Genomic DNA, 23,046 nt, shown 5'->3' on the forward strand with positions numbered 1-23,046 from the left:
TTAAGAAAAATATCTTTTTGCCAGTTCTTTAAACTTTGGCAGCGCATTGACGATTGTTTCATAAGCAACACAATAGGCAATACGAACATATCCGGGACAGCCAAAGGAAGTTCCCGGCACGACTAGAATATTATATTCTTTTGCAGCGCTGCAGAATTCTGCTTCATTTTCCGTTGGTGTTTTCATAAACAGATAAAAAGCCCCCTGAGGTTTCACACATGAGAATCCACAATCCATCAAACCTTGATAGAGTGTTTCGCGATTCCGATTGTAATAAGAAATATCTGTTTTTTCATTCAGACAGCGTTCTACAAGTTTTTGCTGCAATGTTGGTGCATTTACAAATCCAAGAATACGATTGGCTACATTTGCCGCTGCATTTACTTTTTCGCTGTCAGTTACTTCATCCGGGATGACGAGATAACCAATCCGTTCTCCGGGAAGGGAAAGGGATTTACTATAAGAATAGCAGACAATGGTATTATTGTAATAAGCGGTCAGATATGGGACGTCCACACCATCATACGCCAGTTCACGATAAGGTTCATCGGAAATCAAATAAATTTCATGTCCATATGCCTGTTGCTTTTGTTCCAGGATGGCAGCAAGTTTTTTTATTGTCTCCTCAGAATACACAACTCCTGTAGGATTGTTCGGTGTGTTCACGATGACTGCCTTTGTGCGCGGTGTGACTTTTGCCTCAAATTCATTAAGTTTTGGTTGGAAAGTTTCAGTATCCGGTGAAATTTCTATGATTGTACCGTCAAAATTATTCACATAACTTCTGTATTCTCCGAAATAAGGAGCAAATACAATGACTTCATCTCCCGGATTTAAAAGAACTTTCAAAGCTACATTCAGACCTCCGGCGGCGCCTACGGTCATTGTTATATTTTTCTCTTTGAATGCAGTGCCAAATCGTTGATTTAATGAATCGGCGACAGCCTGTCGTACACTGCTGTAACCGGCATTGCTGTTTGTGTATCCATGCAAAAGGAGAGGATCTTCTTCAGTAACAATGTCGATGACAGCCTGTTTCACTGTTTCAGGAGCCGGGACATTCGGGTTGCCCAAACTGAAATCATATACATTTTCCGGTCCGCAGAGTTTTGCGAGCCGATTACCTTCTTCAAACATTGCCCGGATTGCTGAGCTATTTGCTACCATATGTTCCATTTTTTTTGATATCATTTCTGTATCCTCCAATTCGTATTGTATTATAGCATCGTTCAACTCTTTCGACAATCTGAAACTTATTTATCTTTTTAGGATTATTTTGTGAATTTTTTCTTTGCAGACATAATGAATGGAGGCTATAAAGACAGATAAAATAGCATAAAAATAATAATTAACAGAAAAATAAAAAATATTTTAAAAAATGCTTGACAAATACAATGTCTAATGATAATATAAAGATACAAAATAACAAGGAGATAAAAAACAAATTTAAAACTTAAATTTATAAAATAATTCATATAAATTTAAAGATTAAATTTAAAAGATTATTTTATAAGAAGCAATTTAAAGTTGAATTTATAAAGTAAGATAGATTAAGAAAAGTCTAAAATTGAGGTAATAATTTATCGGAACTGCGCTGGACGGTAGGTAAATTAATAGATTTAGAACTTAAAATCTACAGAATAAATAAAGAATTTGAATTGAGACTTATAAAATAAAAAGACAGTTTAAAAATAGAATTTATAAAATTATCTCTATAAGTTTAAAAGTTAAATTTTAAGATTGGAATCTTCTAATTATTTTGAAAATGTTCAATAGGAGGTACAGACCACCGAGAAGTTTAATTTGAACTCGAATTTTAAGAAAGAGAGGTACGGTCCAACAAAAACTTAAGCGAACATTCATAATTTTATGAAAGGAAGGTACAGACCACCAGAAATGTAATATTATTTATAATCATTAACATTTAAAATGGTTGTAAGAAGAGGTAAAAAGAATGATTGAAGAATCAAATTAAAAGTGGGTATCAATTAATAAATGATTAGTTGGTATCCATTTTTATGTATTTCTTTTGAGAAAAATGTAGCTTTTTTGACGAATTGTGCTATAATACAATTCGTATTAAAATATGAACAGTAAACTATGTAGGCTAGGGGGTATTAAGATGGCTACAAGAAGAGCAATGAAAAAACAGGAAAAGAAAAACGCAGGTATGACAGATAGAAATGAGACAGCAGTAAAAGAGGAGAAAATTGTGGAAGAGGCAGTTGCAGAAGAAGTGAAAGCAGAAGCAACTGAAGAACCAAAAGAAGAAACGAAAGCGGCAGAAGCGAAAAAAGAACCTGCAAAAAGAGGACGTAAACCGGGTTCTACAAAGAAAGAAATTAAAACAAGAATTATGATTCAGCACCAGGGAAAAGAAATTGATTCAAAAGACCTGATCGCAGCTGTAAAAAAAGAATGGACAAAAGGTAAAAATAAGATCGGCGATATGAAGTCAATGGATTTATATGTTAAGCCTGAAGATGGTGCGGCTTATTATGTAATCAATGGAGATGTTACAGGTAAAGTAGAGTTTTAAGAAGATCAGGGGACACATATATGGAACTAATGAATTTATTAACGGAACTGACAGACAGTGTAGCTTCGTATGTGTCAGGAAATGAAATGACAATTTCGATTGCAGTCATTGTGCTGGCAGCGCTGACTTGCTTTTTCGGAGTTAAAATCTTTCGCATCTGGATGGCAGTGATTGGATTTTTTGCAGGATTTATAATTGGTTTCTATATTCCGGTAAATGCACTGCAGCTTAGCATAGGAGTCGGATTAATTGCAGGTCTGATTTTGGGAATCGTGCTGGCGATTGTATCTGCAAAGATTTATATTGTCAGCGTAATGTTTGCCAGCTGGCTCTTCAGTGTGTCGGCGCTTTTGGCAATCTTACAGCCTAAGACATGGTTGTGGATGCTTGTCTGTGCGGGAATCGGAGTTATCCCGGCGATAATCAGTCTGAAATTTGCAGAGCCGATGGTTATCATTGCAACGGGGCTGTTCGGAGGCATTACAGCTGCTGCAAAAGGAGCTGAACTGCTTGGATTTTCAGAGCAGATCATTGTTTGGATTGTCGGTCTGGTAGCTGCATGTTTTGGAATCATGGTGCAGTTTATTCTGGAAGGAAGAAAACAGGGTAAAAAAGAAGTTGCAGCGGCAAAGCATATCCGGTCAGAGAAATCTATTGAGAATGAAATTGAGGCAGCTCGTTCGCTGTTTTCAGATGACGAAGAAGAGTAGGGAAAAACTTTATGATAAAACAGTACTGGTCGAAGGAGAGACATTGATATCCTCCTTTGAAAAGTACTGTTTTTTGTTTAGAAAGCAGGAGAAAACGTATCAAGAGATTGCGATTGGGGGATAAAAAGAGTATAATTAAGAAAAGTGTAACGGTAAAGGGGGCTTACTCTTGAAGATCGATATGCATTGTCATGTAAAAGAAGGCTCGGTAGACAGCAGGGTTAGTCTGGAAGAATATATTCAGATACTGAAGGAAAAAGGATTTCAGGGGATGGTGGTAACAGATCACAATACTTACAACGGTTATCGTCAGTGGAAATATGTTCTGAAAGAAAAATACCAGGATGATTTTGTTGTTCTGAAGGGAATTGAATATGATACGAGGGATGCCGGACATATCCTTGTGATTATGCCGGAAGGTGTAAGGATGCGCCTGCTGGAGCTTCGAGGACTTCCGGTGGCGGCGCTGATTGACTTTGTGCACAGGCATGGAGGGATTCTCGGACCGGCACATCCTTGTGGAGAAAAGTATCTCAGCTACGCACATACAAAGGGATATTATAATGCACCGGAGTATGCGAAACGATTTGACTTTTTTGAAGTGTTCAACGCCTGTGAATCCCCGGAATCTAACGAAGGGGCAATGAAACTGGCTATGAAGTATCAAAAGCCGGGAGTGGGCGGCAGTGATGCTCATCGTCCGGATTGTGTAGGGATGGCGTATACAGAACTTCCGGAGCCGGTCACATGTGAGACAGAGCTGATCGCACTGATCCGTAAGAAAGAGAATATTAAGGCGGGCGGTTCTAACTATAATAAGACAACGAAAGAGAAAATGGGCAAAGCGAATAAGCTTCTTGTATATTCTTTCTGGTTTTATAATATGGGAGGAACAATTTTGCGCCATTATAAACGAAATAAGAAAAATCGTCTGGAGAATCCAATCGATCCGATTGATCCGATTGAAACGACTGTAGATATAAAAAAGCATGGCAGAATAGGCTAATACCGGAAAGGATACATTGGAAAATATGTGGTTAAGAGAAGAACTGAAGATACGCGGAAAAAATTGCTTCCTGAAAAATTATTTGACGACAGTCGCAGTCGGGGCAATTCTGCTGCTTTTGAATGGAGATTTGTTCAGGTTTCGTTTCGAGTTTGATATTGATACGGTAAGGGATATGATCTGGAATGGTTTTCATTCCATTGAGATGATGGGAATTACTGGATTATTCAGCATGTTGGTAAGTGGTCTTGTAAGTATGATCGGGCTGCTTGGGATTTTGTTTACAATTTTTGTGAAAAATATCCTTGAAGTTGGAGCAAAACGCATGTTTATGGAGAACCGCGAACATAGGACGGGCGTTGGGACAATTTTGTACGGATTTCAGAGTAAAGGGTATGGAAATGTGGCGCTGACATTGTTTTTGCGTGACCTTTATACAGCGCTTTGGACATTGTTGTTTATCATTCCGGGAATTGTAAAATCATATGAATACAGGATGGTACCATACATTCTGTCTGAGAATCCGGAGATGCCTCATCAGAGAGCGTTTGAGATCAGCCGGCAGATGATGACAGGACAGAAGCTGGATACATTTATTCTTGATCTGTCTTTTATCGGATGGGCAATTCTCGGAGGACTGACTTGCGGAATTGTTAAAATCTTTTATTTGAAGCCTTACTATGAGGAGACTTATGCAGAACTTTATGCAGTATTTCGCGCACATGCATTTTACACAGGTGCATTGACGTATACAGACCTGCCGGGGTATGGAGAAGCAGATGATGAGTATATCAGGAGCTAGAGAATATGACAGAGTATAGAACATTGCTAAGACGTCAGAGGGCGTACTATCAAAGCGGAAGAACGAGAAGCTATGGCAGTCGGATGAAAAGTCTTGACAGGATGTACCGTTGGATTGAAGTTCACGAGAAAGAGATAGAAGAAGCGCTTCGGGCTGATCTTGGAAAGGCGGCTTTTGAAGCTTATGCAACAGAAATCGGTATCGTGAAAGAAGAAATCCGGTTTCATCAGAAACATCTTCGCCGTTATATGAAGATTAAGAAAGTTAAGACACCGGTCACACAATTTCCGGCAAGCTCTTTTATCTATCCGGAACCGTATGGAGTGGTACTGATTATGTCGCCGTGGAATTATCCGTTTCAGCTTACGATCGCGCCGCTGGCAGCAGCATTGGCGGCGGGAAATTGTGCAATTGTGAAACCGTCAGCCTATGCAGCCTGTACATCTGAACTTTTGAAGCAAATGATTGGAGAACTTTTTCCAAAGGCCTATGTCTGTGCTGTGACAGGAGGAAGAGCGGAGAATGAAATGCTGCTAGAGGAGAAATTTGACTATATTTTTTTCACGGGAAGCAGTTCTGTTGGAACTTATGTGATGGAAAAGGCAGCGCGCCATCTTACCCCGGTCAGTCTTGAACTCGGAGGGAAGAGCCCGTGCATTGTTGATGAAAGTGCAGATATCCGTCTGGCGGCAAGGAGAATTGTTTGGGGAAAGTTTTTGAATGCAGGTCAGACCTGTGTGGCGCCGGATTATCTTCTTGTGCATCATAAAGTGAAAGACAGGCTTGTAAAGGCAATCTGCAGCGAGGTCAAAAGAGCTTATGGAGCAAACCCGTTGGAAAGTCCGGATTATCCGCATATTATCAACGAGAAACATTTCAATAGGTTGTGCGGTCTGCTGAGAGAAGGAAGATTGCTGACCGGCGGGGAAGTACGCGAAAAGACGTTACAGATTGCGCCTGCGCTTATGGATCAGGTTAGTTGGGATGCAGCGGTTATGCAGGAAGAGATTTTCGGACCGATTCTTCCAATCATAACATTTTATGATGTGAAAGAAGTGATCGACAGTGTGAGAAGCAGACCGAAACCGCTGGCGCTTTATCTCTTCACAAAGAAGAGAAGTGTTGAAAAAGAGATTTTGAAAAATCTTTCTTTCGGAGGAGGATGTATTAATGATACAGTGGTACATCTGGCGACAAGTCATCTTCCCTTCGGAGGAGTTGGAGAAAGCGGAATGGGTTCCTATCACGGTCAGGCAGGGTTTGATACATTTACGCATAAGAAAAGTATCATGAAGAAATCGCTTATAGTTGATGTTCCGGTACGCTATGCGCCGTACAGAAAGAAACTTTGGATCGTAAAAAAACTGATGAGGTAAGTCAGTAGAATTTATTATAAGCAAAAAGGATATGTCAGATTGGCATATCCTTTTTGGGTCGTGTGATTTTGTATGTACGATTCTGTGTAAAGTTATTTATGCAAAGATCTCAGATAGTCCTGAAGATCTTTCAGAGCATTGGAATAGCGGGAAGAATGCATATGTGGAAAGGCTTTTACAATACGTTTGTGGAGTTTACTGGAGTGATTGCGCAAATCCCGGTAGTGTTCCAGCAGTTCTTCCATATGTGCTCTAATATCTTCAGAAAGCTCGTCTTTGCGCCCCCTGATATCTTCAGAAAGCTCTTCTCTGCGCTCCCTGATATCTTCAGAGAAATCCTCCCGGCGTTCCTGGAGCTGCTGTACCAGTTCATCAAAGTGTTTTTTGTAGTCATCTTTGAACTCCAGTGTTCCCATCACATTTTTGTAAATATTTTCGCCGAGTCGGTCGGAAATGGAATGAAGTTCCCCGGCAATCTGTTCCATGCGCTCAAGACGTTTGTTCATCTTGAAGATACCGGAAGCGGTTACATAAGTGTCGATTAGAATCGTAATTCCGAAAACGGCGATGAGAATCCAGCCGAGTGTGTGCGGCAGGAAACGGATCCCTGCTGCGACAAGCGGATGAAATACTTTGACGATAAATACGCAGGCAACACCCCAGATTAATGAAAACAGCAGGCAGACATAGCCATTGAGATTAAGGGGCATATTGGAATAGTCCCACCAGCGGCTGTGGAATAGTTTCTCAAGAAGAAATCCGGTCAGCCATTCCAGAGCAGTAACGACAATTGTTGAAACAAGATAAAGAAGAAACAGGTTATCTTGAAACGGTGTCAGGAACAAGATGACGGTGCTGACGCCAAAACCGTAAATCGGACAGATAGGGCCATTTAGAAAGCCGCGGTTTACGAAATGATGTTCTTTAAAGGCGGCAAAGGCAACTTCGGTGCACCAGCCAAGAAATCCGTAAATAAAAAAGTTTAAAAGATAATGATACACGATAAATTCCGTCCTTTCTGGTAAGTTTGTATTATGTTGATATATTATAAGCGGAAATAAGAACTCTGTAAATAAAAAACTAACTTTTTACAGGAGATTTGCTGATAAAACAGAAAGAGAATATAACAGTAAATAAATTGATTTTTTTTAATCTCTTTTAACTGCTTTCTTATCCAGTTGCAGTGGAGTTCTTGCGCCAATTTTGGCGTATATGCTAGAATAACCACCATAGTAAGATAAGGGAGGATACTGATTATGGGAATGACGATGACGCAGAAGATTCTTGCTGCCCACGCAGGACTTCCATCCGTGGAGGCAGGTCAGTTAATAGAAGCAAAATTAGATGTGGTAATGGCCAATGATATTACCGGACCTATGGCTGTTCCGGTATTTTATCAGATGGCAGAGAAAGTGTTTGATCCGGAGAAAGTAGTGCTTGTGCCGGATCATTTTACACCGAATAAAGATATTAAATCAGCGGAAAACTCAAAGTCTATCCGGGAGTTTGCAAAGAAGCAGGGACTGAAATGGTACTTTGAGATCGGACGTATGGGAATTGAACATGCAATCCTTCCGGAAGCAGGAATCACTGTGGCAGGAGAGTGCATTATCGGAGCTGATTCACACACTTGTACATACGGGGCGCTGGGAGCATTTTCCACAGGAGTAGGAACGACAGACATTGCTACAGGAATGGCGACAGGTGAACTTTGGTTCAAGGTGCCGGGGGCGATTCAATTTGTGCTGACAGGGAAACCATCGCCGTATGTGAGCGGCAAAGATATTATCCTCCATATTATCGGGAAGATCGGTGTAGATGGAGCGCTCTATAAATCAATGGAATTTGTAGGGGACGGCATTTCAGAATTGTCTATGGATGATCGTTTCACAATGGCAAATATGGCAATTGAAGCAGGAGCAAAAAACGGAATCTTTCTTGTGGATGAAAAAGCCGAGAACTACATGAAAGAACACTCTGAGAAGACATACAAGATTTATACGCCGGATGAAGATGCTGTGTATGATGAAGTGGTTGAGATCAATCTTGGTGATGTACGGCCAACAGTAGCATTTCCGCATTTGCCGGGGAATGCCAAGACGATTGATGAGATTGAGGCAATGGAACCGATTAAGATTGATCAGGTTGTGATTGGTTCCTGCACAAATGGACGTATGGAAGATATGAGACGGGCAGCTGCCGTTTTAAAAGGTCATACAGTACATCCGGATGTGCGTGTCATTGTGCTTCCGGCAACGCAAAAGATCTATAAACAATGTATCAAAGAAGGCATTGTAGATATTTTTATTGATGCCGGATGTGCATTCTCTACACCGAGCTGCGGACCATGTATGGGAGGACATATGGGAGTGCTTGCAGCAGGAGAAAAATGTGTTTCTACGACAAATCGTAATTTTGTAGGTCGAATGGGGCATGTAGATTCACTGATTTATCTGGCGTCACCGGAAGTGGCGGCAGCCAGTGCAATTGCCGGTTATATAGCAAATCCTGAGAAAGTAGGTGACAGATCATGAGAGCGTGCGGACATGTATTTAAATATGGAGATAATGTAGATACGGATGTTATTATTCCGGCAAGATATCTGAATTCTTTCGATGCGAAGGAACTCGCAAGTCATGCGATGGCAGATATTGATCCGGAATTTGTAAATAAGGTGCAGGAGGGAGACCTCATTGTTGCGAATAAAAACTTCGGATGTGGTTCTTCCAGGGAACACGCACCGCTCTGTCTGAAAACTGCCGGCGTAAGCTGTGTCATTGCAGAGACTTTCGCCAGAATTTTCTACCGCAATGCAATTAATATCGGACTTCCGATCATTGAATGTCCGGAGGCAGCGAAAGGTATCGAAGCAGGCGATGAAGTAGAAGTTGACTTTGACAGTGGTAAAATTTATAACCACACAAAAGGAACCGAATTTCAGGGGCAGGCATTCCCGGAATTTATGCAAAAGATCATAAAGGCCGGAGGGCTTGTTAATTATACGAATATGAGACGATAAGAGAGTGTTTGATACTTCCCACAGGCTGGTGGAATGAATTTTCGCAGACTGCAGACGTAGTTGACTTTGACAGGAAGAAAATTTATAATCTACAGAAGAACAGAAAGACTTATAGTTACTGAAAATTTGCTGTCGAGGGGAGCGTTACTGTGGAAGAGGGAAGAAAAGGCATCGGAGCATTATTAGAACGGCTGAGGACAGAGCAGGGCTGTACGATGGAGCAATTAGGGAGAGGTATCTGTACACCTTCACAAATTGAAAAAATAGAGAAAGATGAACAGTCGGTGGATTCTTTTTTGATCGACCGGCTATTTGGCAGGCTTGGAAAATCGACAGAGAGGCTGGAATATGTATTACCGATCGAGGCATACGAATTGTATGAACTTCGTTATCTCATACAGACAAATATTTGCAGACAACAACTGGGAGAAGCAGAAGAACTTTTAAAAGCTTATGAAAAAAGAAAATCAGCGAATCGCCCGCTTCATCGTCAGTTTATTGCGCAGGAGCGGGCGCAGATTGGCTGGCTGACCGGACAGAAAAAAGAAGAGATCCTTGCATTGCTCAGTCAGGCAATGAGTGAGACAATGCAAACAGTAATGGGAAGTGCTTTTGAAGAAGCGCTTTCGCACGGATGGATCGACAGTAAAATAAAGCTTAGTGCGGAAGAATTAAAGCTTATTTTATTTCGGTGGGAAATATCCAGAGCATCCGTTTATGAAAGACGGGCGGAAGAGATATGGGCTGTCCTTTCTTATTTGAAAAGGAAGGAAATGGATGATTCAGAATTTGTGAAAGTATTTCCTTATGTAGTGTTGCTGCTTGGAAAGAGCGGGTGTCTGGAAGAACAAAAGGATGCATTGGAGAAAGAAACGAAGAGAGCGCTCTCGATTTTAAGAGACGAGGGGAAAATTGCATACATGCCGGAAATCCTTGAGCAATACAGTAAGCTTTTGGAAAAACGGGGAGCGGACAGAGCATTTCTTTGTATGCTCAGGCAGGAGAGGAAAAGTCTTTTGGAAGTATGTGAATTTTATGGAATTCATCTGGAGAAAATAAGTTTATTTGAACATATTTTGCGAAGATTTCAATTAGATTATGAACTGATTCAAAAGACGAGACAGGAGAGAGGAATTTCACAGGAAAAGTTAAGTGACGGAATCTGTGAGTTGCCGACGATTTCCAGAATTGAAAGAGGTCACAGGAGTCCGCGTGATAAGAATTTATGCCGGATTTTGGAACGTCTTCAGAAAGACAGAAGGCGTATGGATACGATCATTGAAACGGATTCTTATGAAGTGATTCGGCTGAAGAAAAAATATAATCGGATGTTATTTCGTGCACGTACGCAAGAGGCAATAGAAGTATTACAGGAGCTGGAGCGGTATCTGAATCCGAAGCATTTAAGAAATCAGCAATTTCTTAAGGCTGAATGGGCTAAAGTAAACTATGCAGCTAAGAAATGGGATGCAGACAAGTGTTTAAAAGAGCTGGAAAGTGCCTTGAGAATGACAATGGATACCGATAGCGGGCGAATAAGAAAACATGTGATATCTGTGGAAGAAAACAGTATTTTGAATGAGATGGTATTGATTTATAATGAACAGAATCATGTAGAAAAAGCAAAGGAAATTTTGCGGTTAGAATTACAGTGCTTTAATGATAGCAAAGTATGTTCAGTATTTCAAATTATGGAGAAAGGATTAGTACAAAGTAATCTGGCAACTGTATATGAAGAAAATGGTATTACGAAAGAAGCTATCGATCTGAGTCGGAAAAACAATCAAATGAATCTTGAAGCTGGAAAAGGGAATACACTTGGACGATCATTGATTACAATCGCTGGGGCGTTAGAGCAACAGCAGGATGATTCCTGCGTTGCATATTTTCAGTGGGGAATGGATCTGTTGAAATTATATAAAATAGACTGGAGATACGAAATTATGGTGGAGTATGTGAATCGATCAGAGTTTCAGCATCGTGATAAATTAATCATGTGAGTTATCGCTTCCCCCACCGGTAAAAAATTATATGGAAAGTTGTCGAAAAAACTATGACGTTTTGAGAGAAAAATATTTTTCTTGAAACGTCATAGTTTTTTGTATAAAAAAGCGGTATTGTAAATAAGAGTAAATAATTGGGGGGGGACAATCAACTATGAAAACTTATATTCGTAAAATATCTCCTTATCTGTTTCTGCGGCTTGGGATGAGCGGAGTGTATTCAGTGATTACCGCGGCGATTCCGTTTATTATAAAGCTATTGTTAGACGGAAATTATTTGAATCCGAAAGGAATCGCCACGCTTGCGGGAGCTTATCTCGGGATTGTAATTTTAGGTGCATTTTGTCAGTATGTTTCTCAAAGAGCAGCGTGGAAGGCGGACCGGAATTTTTATATTTTGATGCGCCGGGATGTGTTTTCCGGAATGATGCGGATGGATTTTTGCCAGTTTCATCAAAAGGCGATTTCTTCATATGTATCGATGCTGAATAATGATATTGCGGAGATGCAGAAAGCGTTGGAGAATATTCTGATGATGGCAGAGTCATCTTTGCACATTATTGCGTATGGGGTATTTCTGGCAATTTTAGATTGGCGTATTTTGCTTGTGATTTTATTTTTTTCAAGTATGGCAATTCTAATTCCAAAAGTAACAGGGGGAGAATTGTCTGAACGTAAGAAGAGAAATCTGGATAAGCGCGGAGAGTATCTGGCACGGGCGCAGGATATTCTGAGTGCATTTACGAATATGAATGAGAAGACTCGTCCATATATTCAAAAGCATTATGACAAAAAATTGATAGAAGCAGAGGACAGCATGGAATATTATGGGAAATATCGTGCGTTTTCGGTTGTCTTACATGGAACAGCGATGTATTTGATTGGAATTGGTACGTTTGTGATCGTAGGCAGCCTGCTTATAGCAAAGGAAATTACGTTGGGAACTGCAGCGGCAGCCCTTAGTTATGTGGATCAATTTGTTTTCCCGATTAAGGATATCCTGAATTGTATTGCAGAAGTTTTATCAGTAAAGGGTGTCTGGAAAAAATTAGATGAAATCATTTCTCAGAGTGGAAGTGAAAAAGAACATATAAAAGATTTTCGAAAAGAAATTAAGATATCAAAACTTGCCGTGCGCAATAAAGAATTTTGTATGGAGGATGTGACGGTTACATTTGAAAAAAATCGAAAATATGTGATTACAGGAGGGAACGGATCCGGAAAATCAACGCTGTTAAAGGCGGTGAGAGGATATTTGCCTTATGAGAGCGGAAGCATTCAGATTGATGGACAAGAGTTGAGAAAGTATGATATTTCCGATATTTGTGAGATGATCGAACAGAATCAGTCTGTATATGATGCCAGCGTGACAGATAATATCACAATGTTCGGATGTTATGATATAGAAAAATGTATGGACGTATTTGGAGAACATCCGAAGATTAAATATATTTTGCAGCAGCCAAATGCAAAGCTGTTAAGCGGCGGAGAGAAACAGATTGTGATTCTCTTAAAAGCGATTGCATCAGGGAAGAATCTTTTGATCCTGGATGAGGCGTTGTCAGCAGTGGATCGAGAATTATCTGAATATATGACAGATCGGATTTTAGAGATGAAGGACAAAACTGTGATTGCTGTTACGCATAATTGCGCAAAAGAGCATTTGGCGAAATATGATTTTCAGATAGAGTTAAAAGGAGGAAAACGAAAGGAATGAAACGGACGTATCGTATGAGGAATATTTTATTGAAGCATAAGCTTTGGCTTGTACTGATTATAGTTTCGGCTGGTTTTATGGCGCTTCAGGAAGTTCTGAAGGCCTATGTGATGTAGTATACCCTGGATGCGGCGGTACATAGATCTATGCAGGAATTGAAAACAGCATTGTTTTTGGCAGTAATGGAATTGCTCTGTGTTCTTGTAGTTTATTTGATGCATCACTATTGCAAAGAAAGATTTGTACAGAAATGCATGGTATCTTTGAAAGAACAGTGGTTTGACAGTATTCAGAAAAAAGAACTGAGTGAATATGATTCACAAAAATCAGGAGAATGGCTTGGACATTTTACATCAGATGCAGAAATGCTTCAACAGGATTATCTTGAGAATTTTTTCGGAATGGTGGAAAGTATTATTGTAGGGATTGCATCGCTGGTAGTAATTGTGAAAATTCATTATGCGTTTCTCATTTTTATTGTTGCAACCTTCTGGATACCGGTTGCAGCCAATCAGCTTTTTGCGAAGTGTCTGGAAGCATCGAAGAAAGAGGTTTCAAAAGCCAATGGAATATTTGTGGGAAAGCCAAAGGAACTGTTGGAAGGATTTGAAGTAACGAAATTATATCGTTTGACGAAGAAGATGCGAGGTTCATTTCAAACTGTGAATGAAAAGAGAGAAGAAACACAGTTTTGTGCACAGTATACAGATGATGCGGCAGAAATATGCAGTTTTGCAGGTTCCTTTCTGATCTGGTTTGGAAGTTATTTGCTTGGCGCCTGGTATGCGGTGCGCGGACTGATGACGACCGGAGAAATTCTAAATGCAGCTCAGCTTCTAAATAATGTAGTGAATCCTCTTTACAGTATTTCAGGTCAGTGGATGCGAATGAAAGCGGCAGATGGTGTGTATCGTGAGATTTCAGAGAAACTTGACCGTCAGAGCGCAGATGTTGAAGAAGAAAGATTAGAAAGTTTGACAGAACTTCCGAAAGAAATTTGTTTTCAGAATATTAGCCTGAAACAGATGGAGAGAACCATTTTTGAAGATGTAAATCTGCGCATGGAATCCGGAAAGAAATACCTTGTGACGGGTGAGAGCGGAAGCGGAAAATCTTCTCTGATAAAAATTCTGCTGAATATTTATACGGACTATACGGGCAATGTACTTCTGGCAGGGAAAAATTACCGTGAGCTTGCAAAGGACAGCTGGTATCAATATATCTCTGTGGTAGGACAGCTTTGTTTTTCAGGATACAGTATATCGGAATATCACATTGTTTGATACATATCCGGAGGAAGAGGTGCAGCGTGTTGTAAAACTTTGCTGCTTAGAGGAATTTGTAAAACATCACGAGGAAGGGTTGGAGTACCGGATTGAAGAAAACGGCAGGAATATTTCCGGAGGCGAGCGGCAGAGGATTTGTCTGGCGAGGGCGTTGATCCGCAGACCGAAGATTCTGATTCTGGATGAGGCTACTTCTGCGCTGAATCAGGAGATGGCATATCAGGTAGAAGCAAATGTGCTGTCGCTTGAAGATACAATGGTACTTGCAGTTTCCCATAGAGTTTTTGAAGATTTGAAAAATCAATATGACGCAGAAATCCATTTTGATGGAAAGACAGCCTGTATATTGTAAAAAACAGAGATGCCGGTAAGATTTCATGGAAGTCTTATCGGCATTATTTTATTTTGACATTGCGGGACAAAACATCTGCAATCATTGACAGTGCTTTCTGGCGAAGATATAATGAATCTAATCAAATATAAAAGAATTATAAGAAAATACATTTACAGGCGGGAAAAAGATGAAAACAATTATTATTGGAATTGCCGGCGGAACCGGTTCAGGAAAATCTACATTTACAAATAAATTAAAAGATACCTTTCACGAAGACGTGGCGGTACTGTATCACGATAATTATTATCGGGATCAGAGCGATATTCCGTTAGAGGAGCGGAAGAAGACGAATTATGATCATCCGGATGCAATGGAGACAGAGCTTCTTGTGGAGCATTTGCATCAGCTGAAAGAAGGAAAGGCGATTGAATGTCCGGTCTACGATTATACGATGCACACAAGGTCGAATCAAGTGATGAAAGTGGAGCCAAAGCGAGTGATTCTTCTGGAAGGAATTCTTGTGCTGGCAGACGAACGACTTCGGGATCTGATGGATGTGAAAGTTTATGTGGAGGCAGATGCGGATGAACGTATTTTGCGCCGGGTAATCAGAGATGTGAAAGAGCGTGGACGGGATATTGAAGGCGTGGTGGAGCAATATCTGACAACGGTAAAGCCGATGCATTATCTCTATGTGGAACCGACAAGAACGACAGCTGATATTGTAATCAACAGCGGAATGAATCCGGTGGCATTTGAACTTGTGAGAAATATGATCCAGAAGATTCTGGATGAGAAAGAGGAAGTATAAATGGGAAAATTATTTTTTCGTTACGGGGCAATGGGAAGCAGTAAGACAGCAAATCTTCTCATGGCACATTATAATTTTCAGGAACGGGGAAGAAGACCGATTATTCTGAAACCGAAGATGGATTTGCGGGATGGGGAGAAGATCGTGAAGTCAAGAATCGGTTTACAGGCGTCCTGTACCTTGATCGAAGAGTTTGAGATGAAGGAAGGGGCGTATGATGCAATCCTTGTAGATGAGGCGAATTTTCTGACAGAAGCTCAGGTAGACTGGCTTGCAGAGATCTGTGATACCTATGATATTCCGGTGCTTTGCTACGGACTGAAAACGGATTTTCAGGGAAGACTATTCGAAGGTTCCAAGCGTCTTTTGGAATTGGCAGATGCAATCGAGGAGATTCCGACGATCTGCTGGTGTGGAAAGAAAGCGCGTTTTAATGCGCGAATTCGGGACGGCAGGATTGTAAGAGACGGCGAACAGATTATGCTTGGCGCCAATGATATGTATGTGCCGCTTTGCAGGAAGCATTTTATGAGTGGAGAAGTAAAGACTTATGAAAAGGTTTCGGCAGATCTGCCGGGGATTATGCCGGAACTTACGGAGGAGATATAGCCGGAACGGACAGATAGAGGAGGGGAGCATATGAGCCGTGGAATTGAATGTGCAGCAGCGATCATTGGAGAAGTGAAAAAGGCAGTGATCGGGAAGGATGAATGTATTATTAAGGCAATGGCTGCTATTTTGGCAGGCGGACATATTCTGATTGAAGATATTCCGGGAGTTGGAAAGACAACGCTGGCGCTGGCTTTTGCCAAAAGTATGGGGATGACGCAGAAGAGGGTACAGTTTACACCGGATGTTCTGCCGGCAGATCTTACGGGATTTTCTATGTATGATCCGCAGCAAAAGGAGTTTCGTTATCAGCCGGGAGCAGTGCTCTGTAACTTATTTCTTGCAGATGAAATTAATCGGACGTCTCCCAAAACACAGTCAGCGCTTCTGGAAGTAATGGAAGAAGGAACAGTTACGGTCGATGGAAAGACACGGGAAGTTCCGAAACCATTCCTTGTGATCGCAACGCAGAACCAGATTGGATCAGCAGGAACACAGCCGCTGCCGGAGTCACAGCTGGATCGTTTTATGATTTCTATGACAATGGGGTATCCGGATATTGCAGATGAGATTGAGATGATCAAAGGGGCTGGAGCAAGAAACCGATTGGATGAGATCCATGCGGTGATCCGAAGAGAAGAACTTCTGGGAATGCAGGAAGAAGTAGAAGAAGTATTTATTCACGACAGAGTATATGAGTATATTGCAAGACTTGTAAAGGCGACAAGAGAGGAGCCGCTGTTAAAGCTTGGAATTAGTCCACGCGGAACGATTGCGCTTGTGAAGATGTCTAAAGCCCTTGCCTATCTGCATGGAAGAGAATATTGCATTCCGGCGGATGTGAAGAATGTGTTTCCGGCAGTGGCAGTTCATCGCCTGGTATTATCGCAGCGGGCAAAAGCGGAACAGATGACAGTAGAAGCGATGTTGGAGCAGATTTTGGAAATGGTACCGCAGCCGAAAATGGAGCGGAGAAAAGGATAATCAGATGAGAATTAGGATTCTTTATGGAGTAAGCCTTCTTGTAATGCTCTATCTGAATGTGATGTATCACTGGGAGGCGGGACGGACGCTGCTTGGCGCCATGATTGTCCTGCCTTTTTTGTGCGAAGCGCTGGCATGGATTGCGGCGCTTGGAATCAAGGCAGATTTTGTGTGTGCGGCAAAAAGATTTCAGGAAAGTGAGCATAAGAAAGTCTGGCTTCAGATTCGTTCAACCCCGATTCTGACAGCGCTGTCAGGAAGAATCCGGGCAGAGATTGAGGTCATTGACAGCGGTCAGAGCTGTCAGAGAAAATGGATCTGGGTTTCCGGGGAGAAAACAGAGCTTTCTGATTTGTTTCAGGAAGGAACAGAACCGGGAGTTGTAACGTTTCGGATAAGAAGAATCCGGACAGAAGATGCCATCGGGCTTGGAATGGGCTGCAGAAGAAACGTGGCAGAGTGTTCTGTGACGATATTGCCGGAAATCGTGATTCCGCATCTGGAATTTTCGGAACAGATAAGGAACTTTTTGCTGGACAGTGATACCTATTCCAAAACGAAGAGCGGAGAAGATGTATCAGAAGTATTTGGACTGAGAGAGTACCGTCCGGGTGACAGCTGGCAGAAAGTCCATTGGAAAATGACTGCGCGTCAGGAGCATATCTGGGTAAAGGAATACAGTCTGCCTATTGGAGCATCTGTTGTGCTGGCAGCAGAAAACGGAAGGAAAGAAAAGATTCCGGGCAATTTTATCAGGGCATTTGCCTCGTTGGCGTCTGGATTTCTTGCATATGAATGTCCATGCTATGCTACATGGCGTATGGCAGAAACAGGTCAGATAAAGAGATTCCTTCTGTCAGTTCAGGAAGACTATGATGAAATGCTCACAGTTTTTTTGAAAGACTGTCGGGAAGGAATCGGTAACTGGGATGAAGAGAGCTATCAGGAAGCATTTTCGGAGCGTTATGGGAGATGCCTTGTTTTAAAGGAGGATGGAACGCTTTTTGTTGATGAAGAGAAAGTGTGGTCTGTGGCGATGGAGAAAGCATTCCGGGAACAATTCCTGGAAGCTGTGATTGAGGTGTAATGTGGAGAAAAGGAAATGGACACAATGGCTCCGCATTTTTTGCTATGTAATAGCGGGAGCAATGGGGAGTATGTTTGCAGCAGCAGATGCCCTCGGAATGACAAGGACAAGAGGAAGAATTTGTGAGAAAATCGTCTCCTATGCAAAAAACTGGGAATCTTTGTGGAAGGGGAGTCAGAATCTGCTGGCAGAAGCGCTGCAAAGGATTGAAGGATACTACGCGGTTACGATTGATGCGGAAATTATGTCAAAAGCCGGGAGCGGATTTCAGGAGGCAGGGCTTGCTGTGATCGGCATTTTGATGGCAGCTTTGCTTCTGGCGGTCTGCTGTTTTCGGCGTGGAAAATGGATTGGTTACGGAATGCTGACTTTTTGGTTTCTGGCGCCTTTTTGTGTTGGAACAGTAATTCAGGCAGATGCAATGATACTTTTGATCGGCAGCGGAGTCGGAATTTACTGCAGCAGCGCGCGGAAAGGAGAAATGAGCAGAGGGCAAAGAGAACTGACAGCGGCGGTTGTAATATGCCTTTCGGTCGGGATCGGTTATCTGTGGCTTCGGGAGCCGATGATAAAACTGACAGAATCACCGGAAACGTTCCAGAAAGATGTGAAAGCATTTCTGGAGCGGAAACGGATAGTGTCAGGAGGCGTTGGTTCCGGAAAAATCGGAGAAGCGGATGAACTTGTACAGGGGGAGGAAGAACAGCTTCGCCTTATCTGTAATGAAAAACCGAATCAGGCGCTGTATTTGCGAGGGTTTGTCGGCGGTGAGTATGAAAATAGTGAATGGAGAAAGAAAAAAATATCTTCTTTAAAAGGAAAGACCGGTCAGGAAGGGGAAGAATTGTTAGCACGCCCATTTGAGCTGCTGAAGGAAACGGAGCAAGTGAAGCGTCTGACAGTACAAGTGCAGAAGGCAAATCCGAAATACCGGTATGAACCATATTTTAGTGCTTACGAAGATGTGTCTGTTTATGGAGACAGCTTTGCAGAAGGGGGAGAAAGAACATATGAGACGAAGTTCTGTACTGCTTCTGCGAAAAAGGTTTTGAAGAGAAAAGGGCAGGAAGACTACGATGCTGTTGTAGAGAAGACATATCTGGAAGTTCCGGATTCTGTCGCCGGAGGACTTCGCCAGGCAGCAGAGGAGACGGCGGGAGATGATGTGGAAGAAATCTGCAGGAAGATTCATACCTACTTGTCAGAGAATACGGTTTATACGTTAAAGCCCGGAAGAACGCCGGTGGGGAAGGACAGTGTCCTGTATTTTTTGAATGAAAACAAAAAAGGATATTGTATGCATTATGCTGCCGCAGCAGCGCTTTTGCTGCGGCTTCAAAAGATTCCTGCCAGATTTGTCAGCGGATATCTTGTGGAGCCTGGTTTGTTTCAAAAGACAGGAAATGGCTATCAGGCTGTTTTAACCGGAGGTGAGGCTCATGCCTGGGCAGAATATTATGTGGATGGATTTGGCTGGGTACCCTTTGAGGCGACACCGGGATTTGTGTCTGTAACATCCGGAATTGCCGCGGGGATAACAGAATATGTTCCAAAGGAAGCGTCTAATAGTAATGCACCGGAAGAAACGGTGCAGGAGACAGAGATCCCGGATCCAGAGTTGGATCAGACAGGAGAACAGACAGAACAACAGGAAGAGCAGAAAGAGGAGCCGGGAACACTTTCGACAGAGAGTTCCAAAGAGCCGGAGAATCCGGAAAAAATTGAGAAAAACGGTGGAGTTTCGGAGGCGGAACAAGTAAGGATTTCGATTAAGACAGCGCTCTGGCTCAAGATCCTGTTCGGTATAATTGCGCTTCTTTTTGTCGGATTATGTACGGTTACGGGCAATCGGATATACCGAATCTGTCAGATAAGAAAGCACTCGGAAAGCGAAAAAGAGATGGCATGTTATCTCTACGAAAGATTTGGCAGTATGATCAAGGATTTTGGATATGACTGGAAAGCATTTGAAGATGCAAAGACATTTGCAGAAGAACTTACAAAGGGATTTCACAGTGTTTCCGAAGTTCAGGCAGAACAGTTTTATGAACTTGCAGAACAGGCGTACTTTGGCGGAAATGAGTTTCAGAAAGAAGACCTGCGCTATATGCAGAAATTATACCGGAAAATCAGAAGAGAAGGGGAAAGGGAAGCCGGTTTCTGGAAAAAAATAAAAATCAAATGGTGGAAAAATTATGATTTAGTTGAAAAATGGAACTGAATCAAGTATAATAGGATTTAGAAAACCTGGGATGTTCGATACCTCTTGTAATTTTGAACCTACAATACTTTAAACGGGAGACTTATTATCTCTGTAATATGTCATGCCTCCAGGGTATGCGTGGAAGACAGAAAAGCAGATGCGGTCACCCACCTAGCAGAATGCTAGGAGTCAAAATACAGGAGCCGGCATTTTGGGCATCATACAAAAGAAAAAGGCAGTCGCTTTGGCGGCTGTCTTTTCACGTTGGAACGAGGTTTTTGTGTTCAGACGCATAACCGGAAAGCCATTGGACATACAATAAAGAGACAAGAATATAACAGGATATGAGATGAAATTCAAGGAGCAATATATTTATTATGGACTTTGTGCAGTGACGGCGATGCTTCTGATCGTTGCTGTCATCAATAAACGGGAAATGAAGCAGGATCAACTAAGAGAAACGAAGAAGCAGGAACAGAGTCAGGAGCAAAAGAAGGCGGAAGAAAAGGATGTTGGGAACGCAGTGATCCGGGTTCTGATTCGAGGGGAAGGATTCCAGGAAGAACTTCACGAAAAAGTAGGGATTACCGCGCCCGGCGGTCTTGTGATCGAATATGGAGGGGGAAGAGAAGAATTGGAGGCGCAGGCAGTATTTGAGGCTGTCGCTGATCATCCGTATTTTGCATCAGGAGCGATTCGGATCAGCCCGCGTCAGCCAGGAGAGAAACTGACCGTCACAACACTTACACGGGGATATGGAGTTCCGTCCTATGGCGGAATCATTGAGCTGGTGGCAAATGGAGGGGTAGCAGTGATTAACGAGATACCTTTTGAGGAATATCTCTATGGAGTCGTACCGAGTGAAATGCCTGCGTCCTATGAGATGGAAGCCCTGAAATGTCAGGCAGTCTGCGCCAGAAGTTATGCTTACCACCAGATGCAGGAAATGGCGTATCCGCAATACCAGGCACAGGTGGATGACAGTACAGCATTTCAGGTATATGGAAATTCAGAGATTCAGCCGTCCGTCATTCAGGCGGTTGATGAGACTGCCGGTCAGAAACTATGGTATCAAGGTCAGGTTGCCGCGGCATATTATTATTCGACATCGTGCGGGATGTCTACAGATATGACTGCCTGGGGCGGCAGTGCGGGAGAGGAAACAGCATATCTGAAGAGCATAAGCATTTCCGGCGAGCAGGGGGATTATGAAAAAGAGCTTCCGTGGTATCGCTGGGAAGCTGCAATCCCCAAAACAGTGATCTCCGATTTGATTTCGGAATATGTAGAAGCAGATATCGGAAATCTAACGCGTCTGGAAGTTACGGAAAGGGGAGCCGGAGGTGTGGCGCTTGTCCTTGTGGCAGAGGGCGACAGAGGAAGTGCGGTTATAGAGACAGAGAATAAGATACGCAGAGCACTTGGCGGCAGCGGATATGAGATTATGAAGCAGGATGGCAATCTGACACCGGCAAGAGACTTGCTGCCGAGTGCTTTTTTTGAGATTGAAGAGCAGCCGGAACAAATCATTCTTCACGGGGGCGGTTTCGGTCACGGAATTGGAATGAGTCAGAATGGAGCTAACGAAATGGCAAAACAGGGAATGGAATATGAGGAAATATTGAAAACATTTTACTGTGGAGTTACCATTGAATAGCAGGAAGAAACATGGTATGATTTGGAAAAAATAAAGGGGGAAACACAAATGTCAAAAAATCTGTTGGAGAAACTGAATCAGGCAGGACGCCGCATTGGAGATGACCATGTGGGAGCATATGCGGCACAGTCGGCATATTTTTTCATGTTATCGCTGATCCCGCTTTTGCTTTTATTATTGACACTTGTGCAGTATACACCTCTGACAAGGGAAGACATTATGCTTGGAATTGAGACGTTGTTTCCAAGTGCGTCACATTCCGCATCTTCACTGGATACATGGCTGATCTCTATCGTGAATGAAGTCTATAACCAATCAAAAGCAGTTGTTCCGGTTACGGCGCTAGTGGCATTCTGGTCGGCAGGAAGGGGAGTGCTGGCTTTGACGACAGGACTTAATTGCATTTATGGGGCGAAGGAAACCCGTAATTATATTTTTCTGAGGATCCGGGCGGCATGTTATACGCTGATGTTTGTCCTGTCGATTATCATTTCTATGCTGCTGCTTGTCTTTGGTAATTCGATCAGTATGTTGATTAATTCTTATGTACCGTTTCTCAAACGAATGACGGATATGGTCATTGGAAGCAGAACGATCATTGCTATGTGTCTGTTTACGCTGCTGTTTGCTATGGTGTATAAGTATCTTCCGAATCACAGGAACAGAGCGGAAAAAAGAAAACAAAAAAGACTGTTTCCGGGAGCAGTTCTGGCGGCAGTCGGCTGGCTTGTGATTTCTTATGTGAGTTCTATTTATGTGGAGGTTTTTCGGGGCTTTTCTAATATGTACGGAAGTCTTACAATGATTATTCTAATGATGCTCTGGATGTATTTCTGCCTTTATATGCTGCTGCTTGGCGGCGAGCTGAATGTGTATTTGGAAAGCCTTGACAGAGCAGAATAG

The 23,046-nt window shown here is 42.3% G+C and carries 20 protein-coding genes and 1 other RNA gene; 19 read left to right on the forward strand and 2 right to left on the reverse strand.

Going from position 1 to position 23,046, the window contains the following annotated elements; translation table 11 throughout:
* A complete protein-coding gene (locus KFE17_00410; GenBank protein QUO32262.1) occupies positions 1 to 1,191 on the reverse strand; it encodes a pyridoxal phosphate-dependent aminotransferase in 1,191 nt (396 codons plus the stop codon).
* Between the two features lie 925 nt (positions 1,192 to 2,116).
* Here KFE17_00410 and KFE17_00415 point away from each other — a divergent pair.
* From KFE17_00415 to KFE17_00435, 5 genes are all read left to right on the forward strand, one after another.
* Positions 2,117 to 2,539, forward strand: a complete 423-nt coding sequence (locus tag KFE17_00415; protein ID QUO33571.1) for a hypothetical protein — start codon at positions 2,117 to 2,119, stop codon at positions 2,537 to 2,539.
* 20 nt (positions 2,540 to 2,559) lie between these two features.
* Complete coding sequence (locus KFE17_00420; protein QUO32263.1) at positions 2,560 to 3,249, forward strand: hypothetical protein; 690 nt, start codon at positions 2,560 to 2,562, stop codon at positions 3,247 to 3,249.
* Between the two features lie 169 nt (positions 3,250 to 3,418).
* Entirely contained in the window at positions 3,419 to 4,255 is an 837-nt protein-coding gene (locus KFE17_00425) for a PHP domain-containing protein (GenBank protein ID QUO32264.1), read from the forward strand.
* 25 nt (positions 4,256 to 4,280) lie between these two features.
* Positions 4,281 to 5,057 carry a DUF975 family protein gene (locus KFE17_00430; GenBank protein ID QUO32265.1) on the forward strand — a complete coding sequence of 259 codons (777 nt, stop codon included), beginning with the start codon at positions 4,281 to 4,283 and terminating at the stop codon, positions 5,055 to 5,057.
* 5 nt (positions 5,058 to 5,062) lie between these two features.
* Positions 5,063 to 6,433, forward strand: a complete 1,371-nt coding sequence (locus KFE17_00435; GenBank protein QUO32266.1) for an aldehyde dehydrogenase — start codon at positions 5,063 to 5,065, stop codon at positions 6,431 to 6,433.
* 92 nt (positions 6,434 to 6,525) lie between these two features.
* Here KFE17_00435 and KFE17_00440 read toward each other — a convergent pair whose 3' ends face one another.
* The gene (locus tag KFE17_00440; GenBank protein ID QUO32267.1) at positions 6,526 to 7,434 is read right to left on the reverse strand and encodes a hypothetical protein; all 909 of its coding nucleotides are present in this window, start codon (positions 7,432 to 7,434) and stop codon (positions 6,526 to 6,528) included.
* A gap of 255 nt (positions 7,435 to 7,689) precedes the next feature.
* On the opposite strand from KFE17_00440, the gene leuC reads away from it, so the two are divergent.
* The 14 genes from leuC to KFE17_00510 all read left to right on the forward strand — a co-directional run bounded on the left by leuC (position 7,690) and on the right by KFE17_00510 (position 23,046).
* Complete coding sequence (leuC, locus tag KFE17_00445; GenBank protein QUO32268.1) at positions 7,690 to 8,967, forward strand: 3-isopropylmalate dehydratase large subunit; 1,278 nt, start codon at positions 7,690 to 7,692, stop codon at positions 8,965 to 8,967.
* Positions 8,964 to 9,452 carry a 3-isopropylmalate dehydratase small subunit gene (gene leuD, locus KFE17_00450; GenBank protein ID QUO32269.1) on the forward strand — a complete coding sequence of 163 codons (489 nt, stop codon included), beginning with the start codon at positions 8,964 to 8,966 and terminating at the stop codon, positions 9,450 to 9,452. The genes leuC and leuD overlap by 4 nt, the downstream gene beginning before the upstream one ends.
* Before the next feature lie 149 nt (positions 9,453 to 9,601).
* Positions 9,602 to 11,452 (forward strand): helix-turn-helix transcriptional regulator, encoded by a 1,851-nt coding sequence (locus KFE17_00455; protein QUO32270.1) that lies wholly within the window; start codon positions 9,602 to 9,604, stop codon positions 11,450 to 11,452.
* A gap of 157 nt (positions 11,453 to 11,609) precedes the next feature.
* Positions 11,610 to 13,172, forward strand: a complete 1,563-nt coding sequence (locus tag KFE17_00460) for an ABC transporter ATP-binding protein (GenBank protein ID QUO32271.1) — start codon at positions 11,610 to 11,612, stop codon at positions 13,170 to 13,172.
* Between the two features lie 146 nt (positions 13,173 to 13,318).
* Positions 13,319 to 14,455: an ABC transporter ATP-binding protein gene (locus tag KFE17_00465; protein QUO32272.1), complete on the forward strand. Its 1,137-nt coding sequence runs from the start codon at positions 13,319 to 13,321 to the stop codon at positions 14,453 to 14,455.
* Positions 14,448 to 14,810, forward strand: a complete 363-nt coding sequence (locus KFE17_00470) for an ATP-binding cassette domain-containing protein (protein QUO32273.1) — start codon at positions 14,448 to 14,450, stop codon at positions 14,808 to 14,810. The genes KFE17_00465 and KFE17_00470 overlap by 8 nt, the downstream gene beginning before the upstream one ends.
* Before the next feature lie 169 nt (positions 14,811 to 14,979).
* Positions 14,980 to 15,603: a uridine kinase gene (gene udk / locus KFE17_00475; GenBank protein ID QUO32274.1), complete on the forward strand. Its 624-nt coding sequence runs from the start codon at positions 14,980 to 14,982 to the stop codon at positions 15,601 to 15,603.
* Positions 15,604 to 16,212 carry a thymidine kinase gene (locus KFE17_00480; protein QUO32275.1) on the forward strand — a complete coding sequence of 203 codons (609 nt, stop codon included), beginning with the start codon at positions 15,604 to 15,606 and terminating at the stop codon, positions 16,210 to 16,212.
* Positions 16,213 to 16,242: 30 nt separating this feature from the next.
* Positions 16,243 to 17,196, forward strand: a complete 954-nt coding sequence (locus KFE17_00485; protein ID QUO32276.1) for a MoxR family ATPase — start codon at positions 16,243 to 16,245, stop codon at positions 17,194 to 17,196.
* Between the two features lie 4 nt (positions 17,197 to 17,200).
* Entirely contained in the window at positions 17,201 to 18,283 is a 1,083-nt protein-coding gene (locus KFE17_00490; GenBank protein ID QUO32277.1) for a DUF58 domain-containing protein, read from the forward strand.
* 1 nt (position 18,284) lies between these two features.
* A complete protein-coding gene (locus tag KFE17_00495; GenBank protein ID QUO32278.1) occupies positions 18,285 to 20,504 on the forward strand; it encodes a transglutaminase domain-containing protein in 2,220 nt (739 codons plus the stop codon).
* Positions 20,505 to 20,524: 20 nt separating this feature from the next.
* Positions 20,525 to 20,708, forward strand: a non-coding RNA gene (gene ssrS / locus KFE17_00500) — 6S RNA.
* 127 nt (positions 20,709 to 20,835) lie between these two features.
* Positions 20,836 to 22,143: a SpoIID/LytB domain-containing protein gene (locus KFE17_00505; protein QUO32279.1), complete on the forward strand. Its 1,308-nt coding sequence runs from the start codon at positions 20,836 to 20,838 to the stop codon at positions 22,141 to 22,143.
* Positions 22,144 to 22,191: 48 nt separating this feature from the next.
* Positions 22,192 to 23,046 carry a YihY/virulence factor BrkB family protein gene (locus tag KFE17_00510; protein ID QUO32280.1) on the forward strand — a complete coding sequence of 285 codons (855 nt, stop codon included), beginning with the start codon at positions 22,192 to 22,194 and terminating at the stop codon, positions 23,044 to 23,046.

The sequence above is a fragment of the Faecalicatena sp. Marseille-Q4148 genome (genome assembly GCA_018228665.1).
Taxonomy (GTDB): Bacteria; Bacillota; Clostridia; order Lachnospirales; family Lachnospiraceae; genus UBA9414.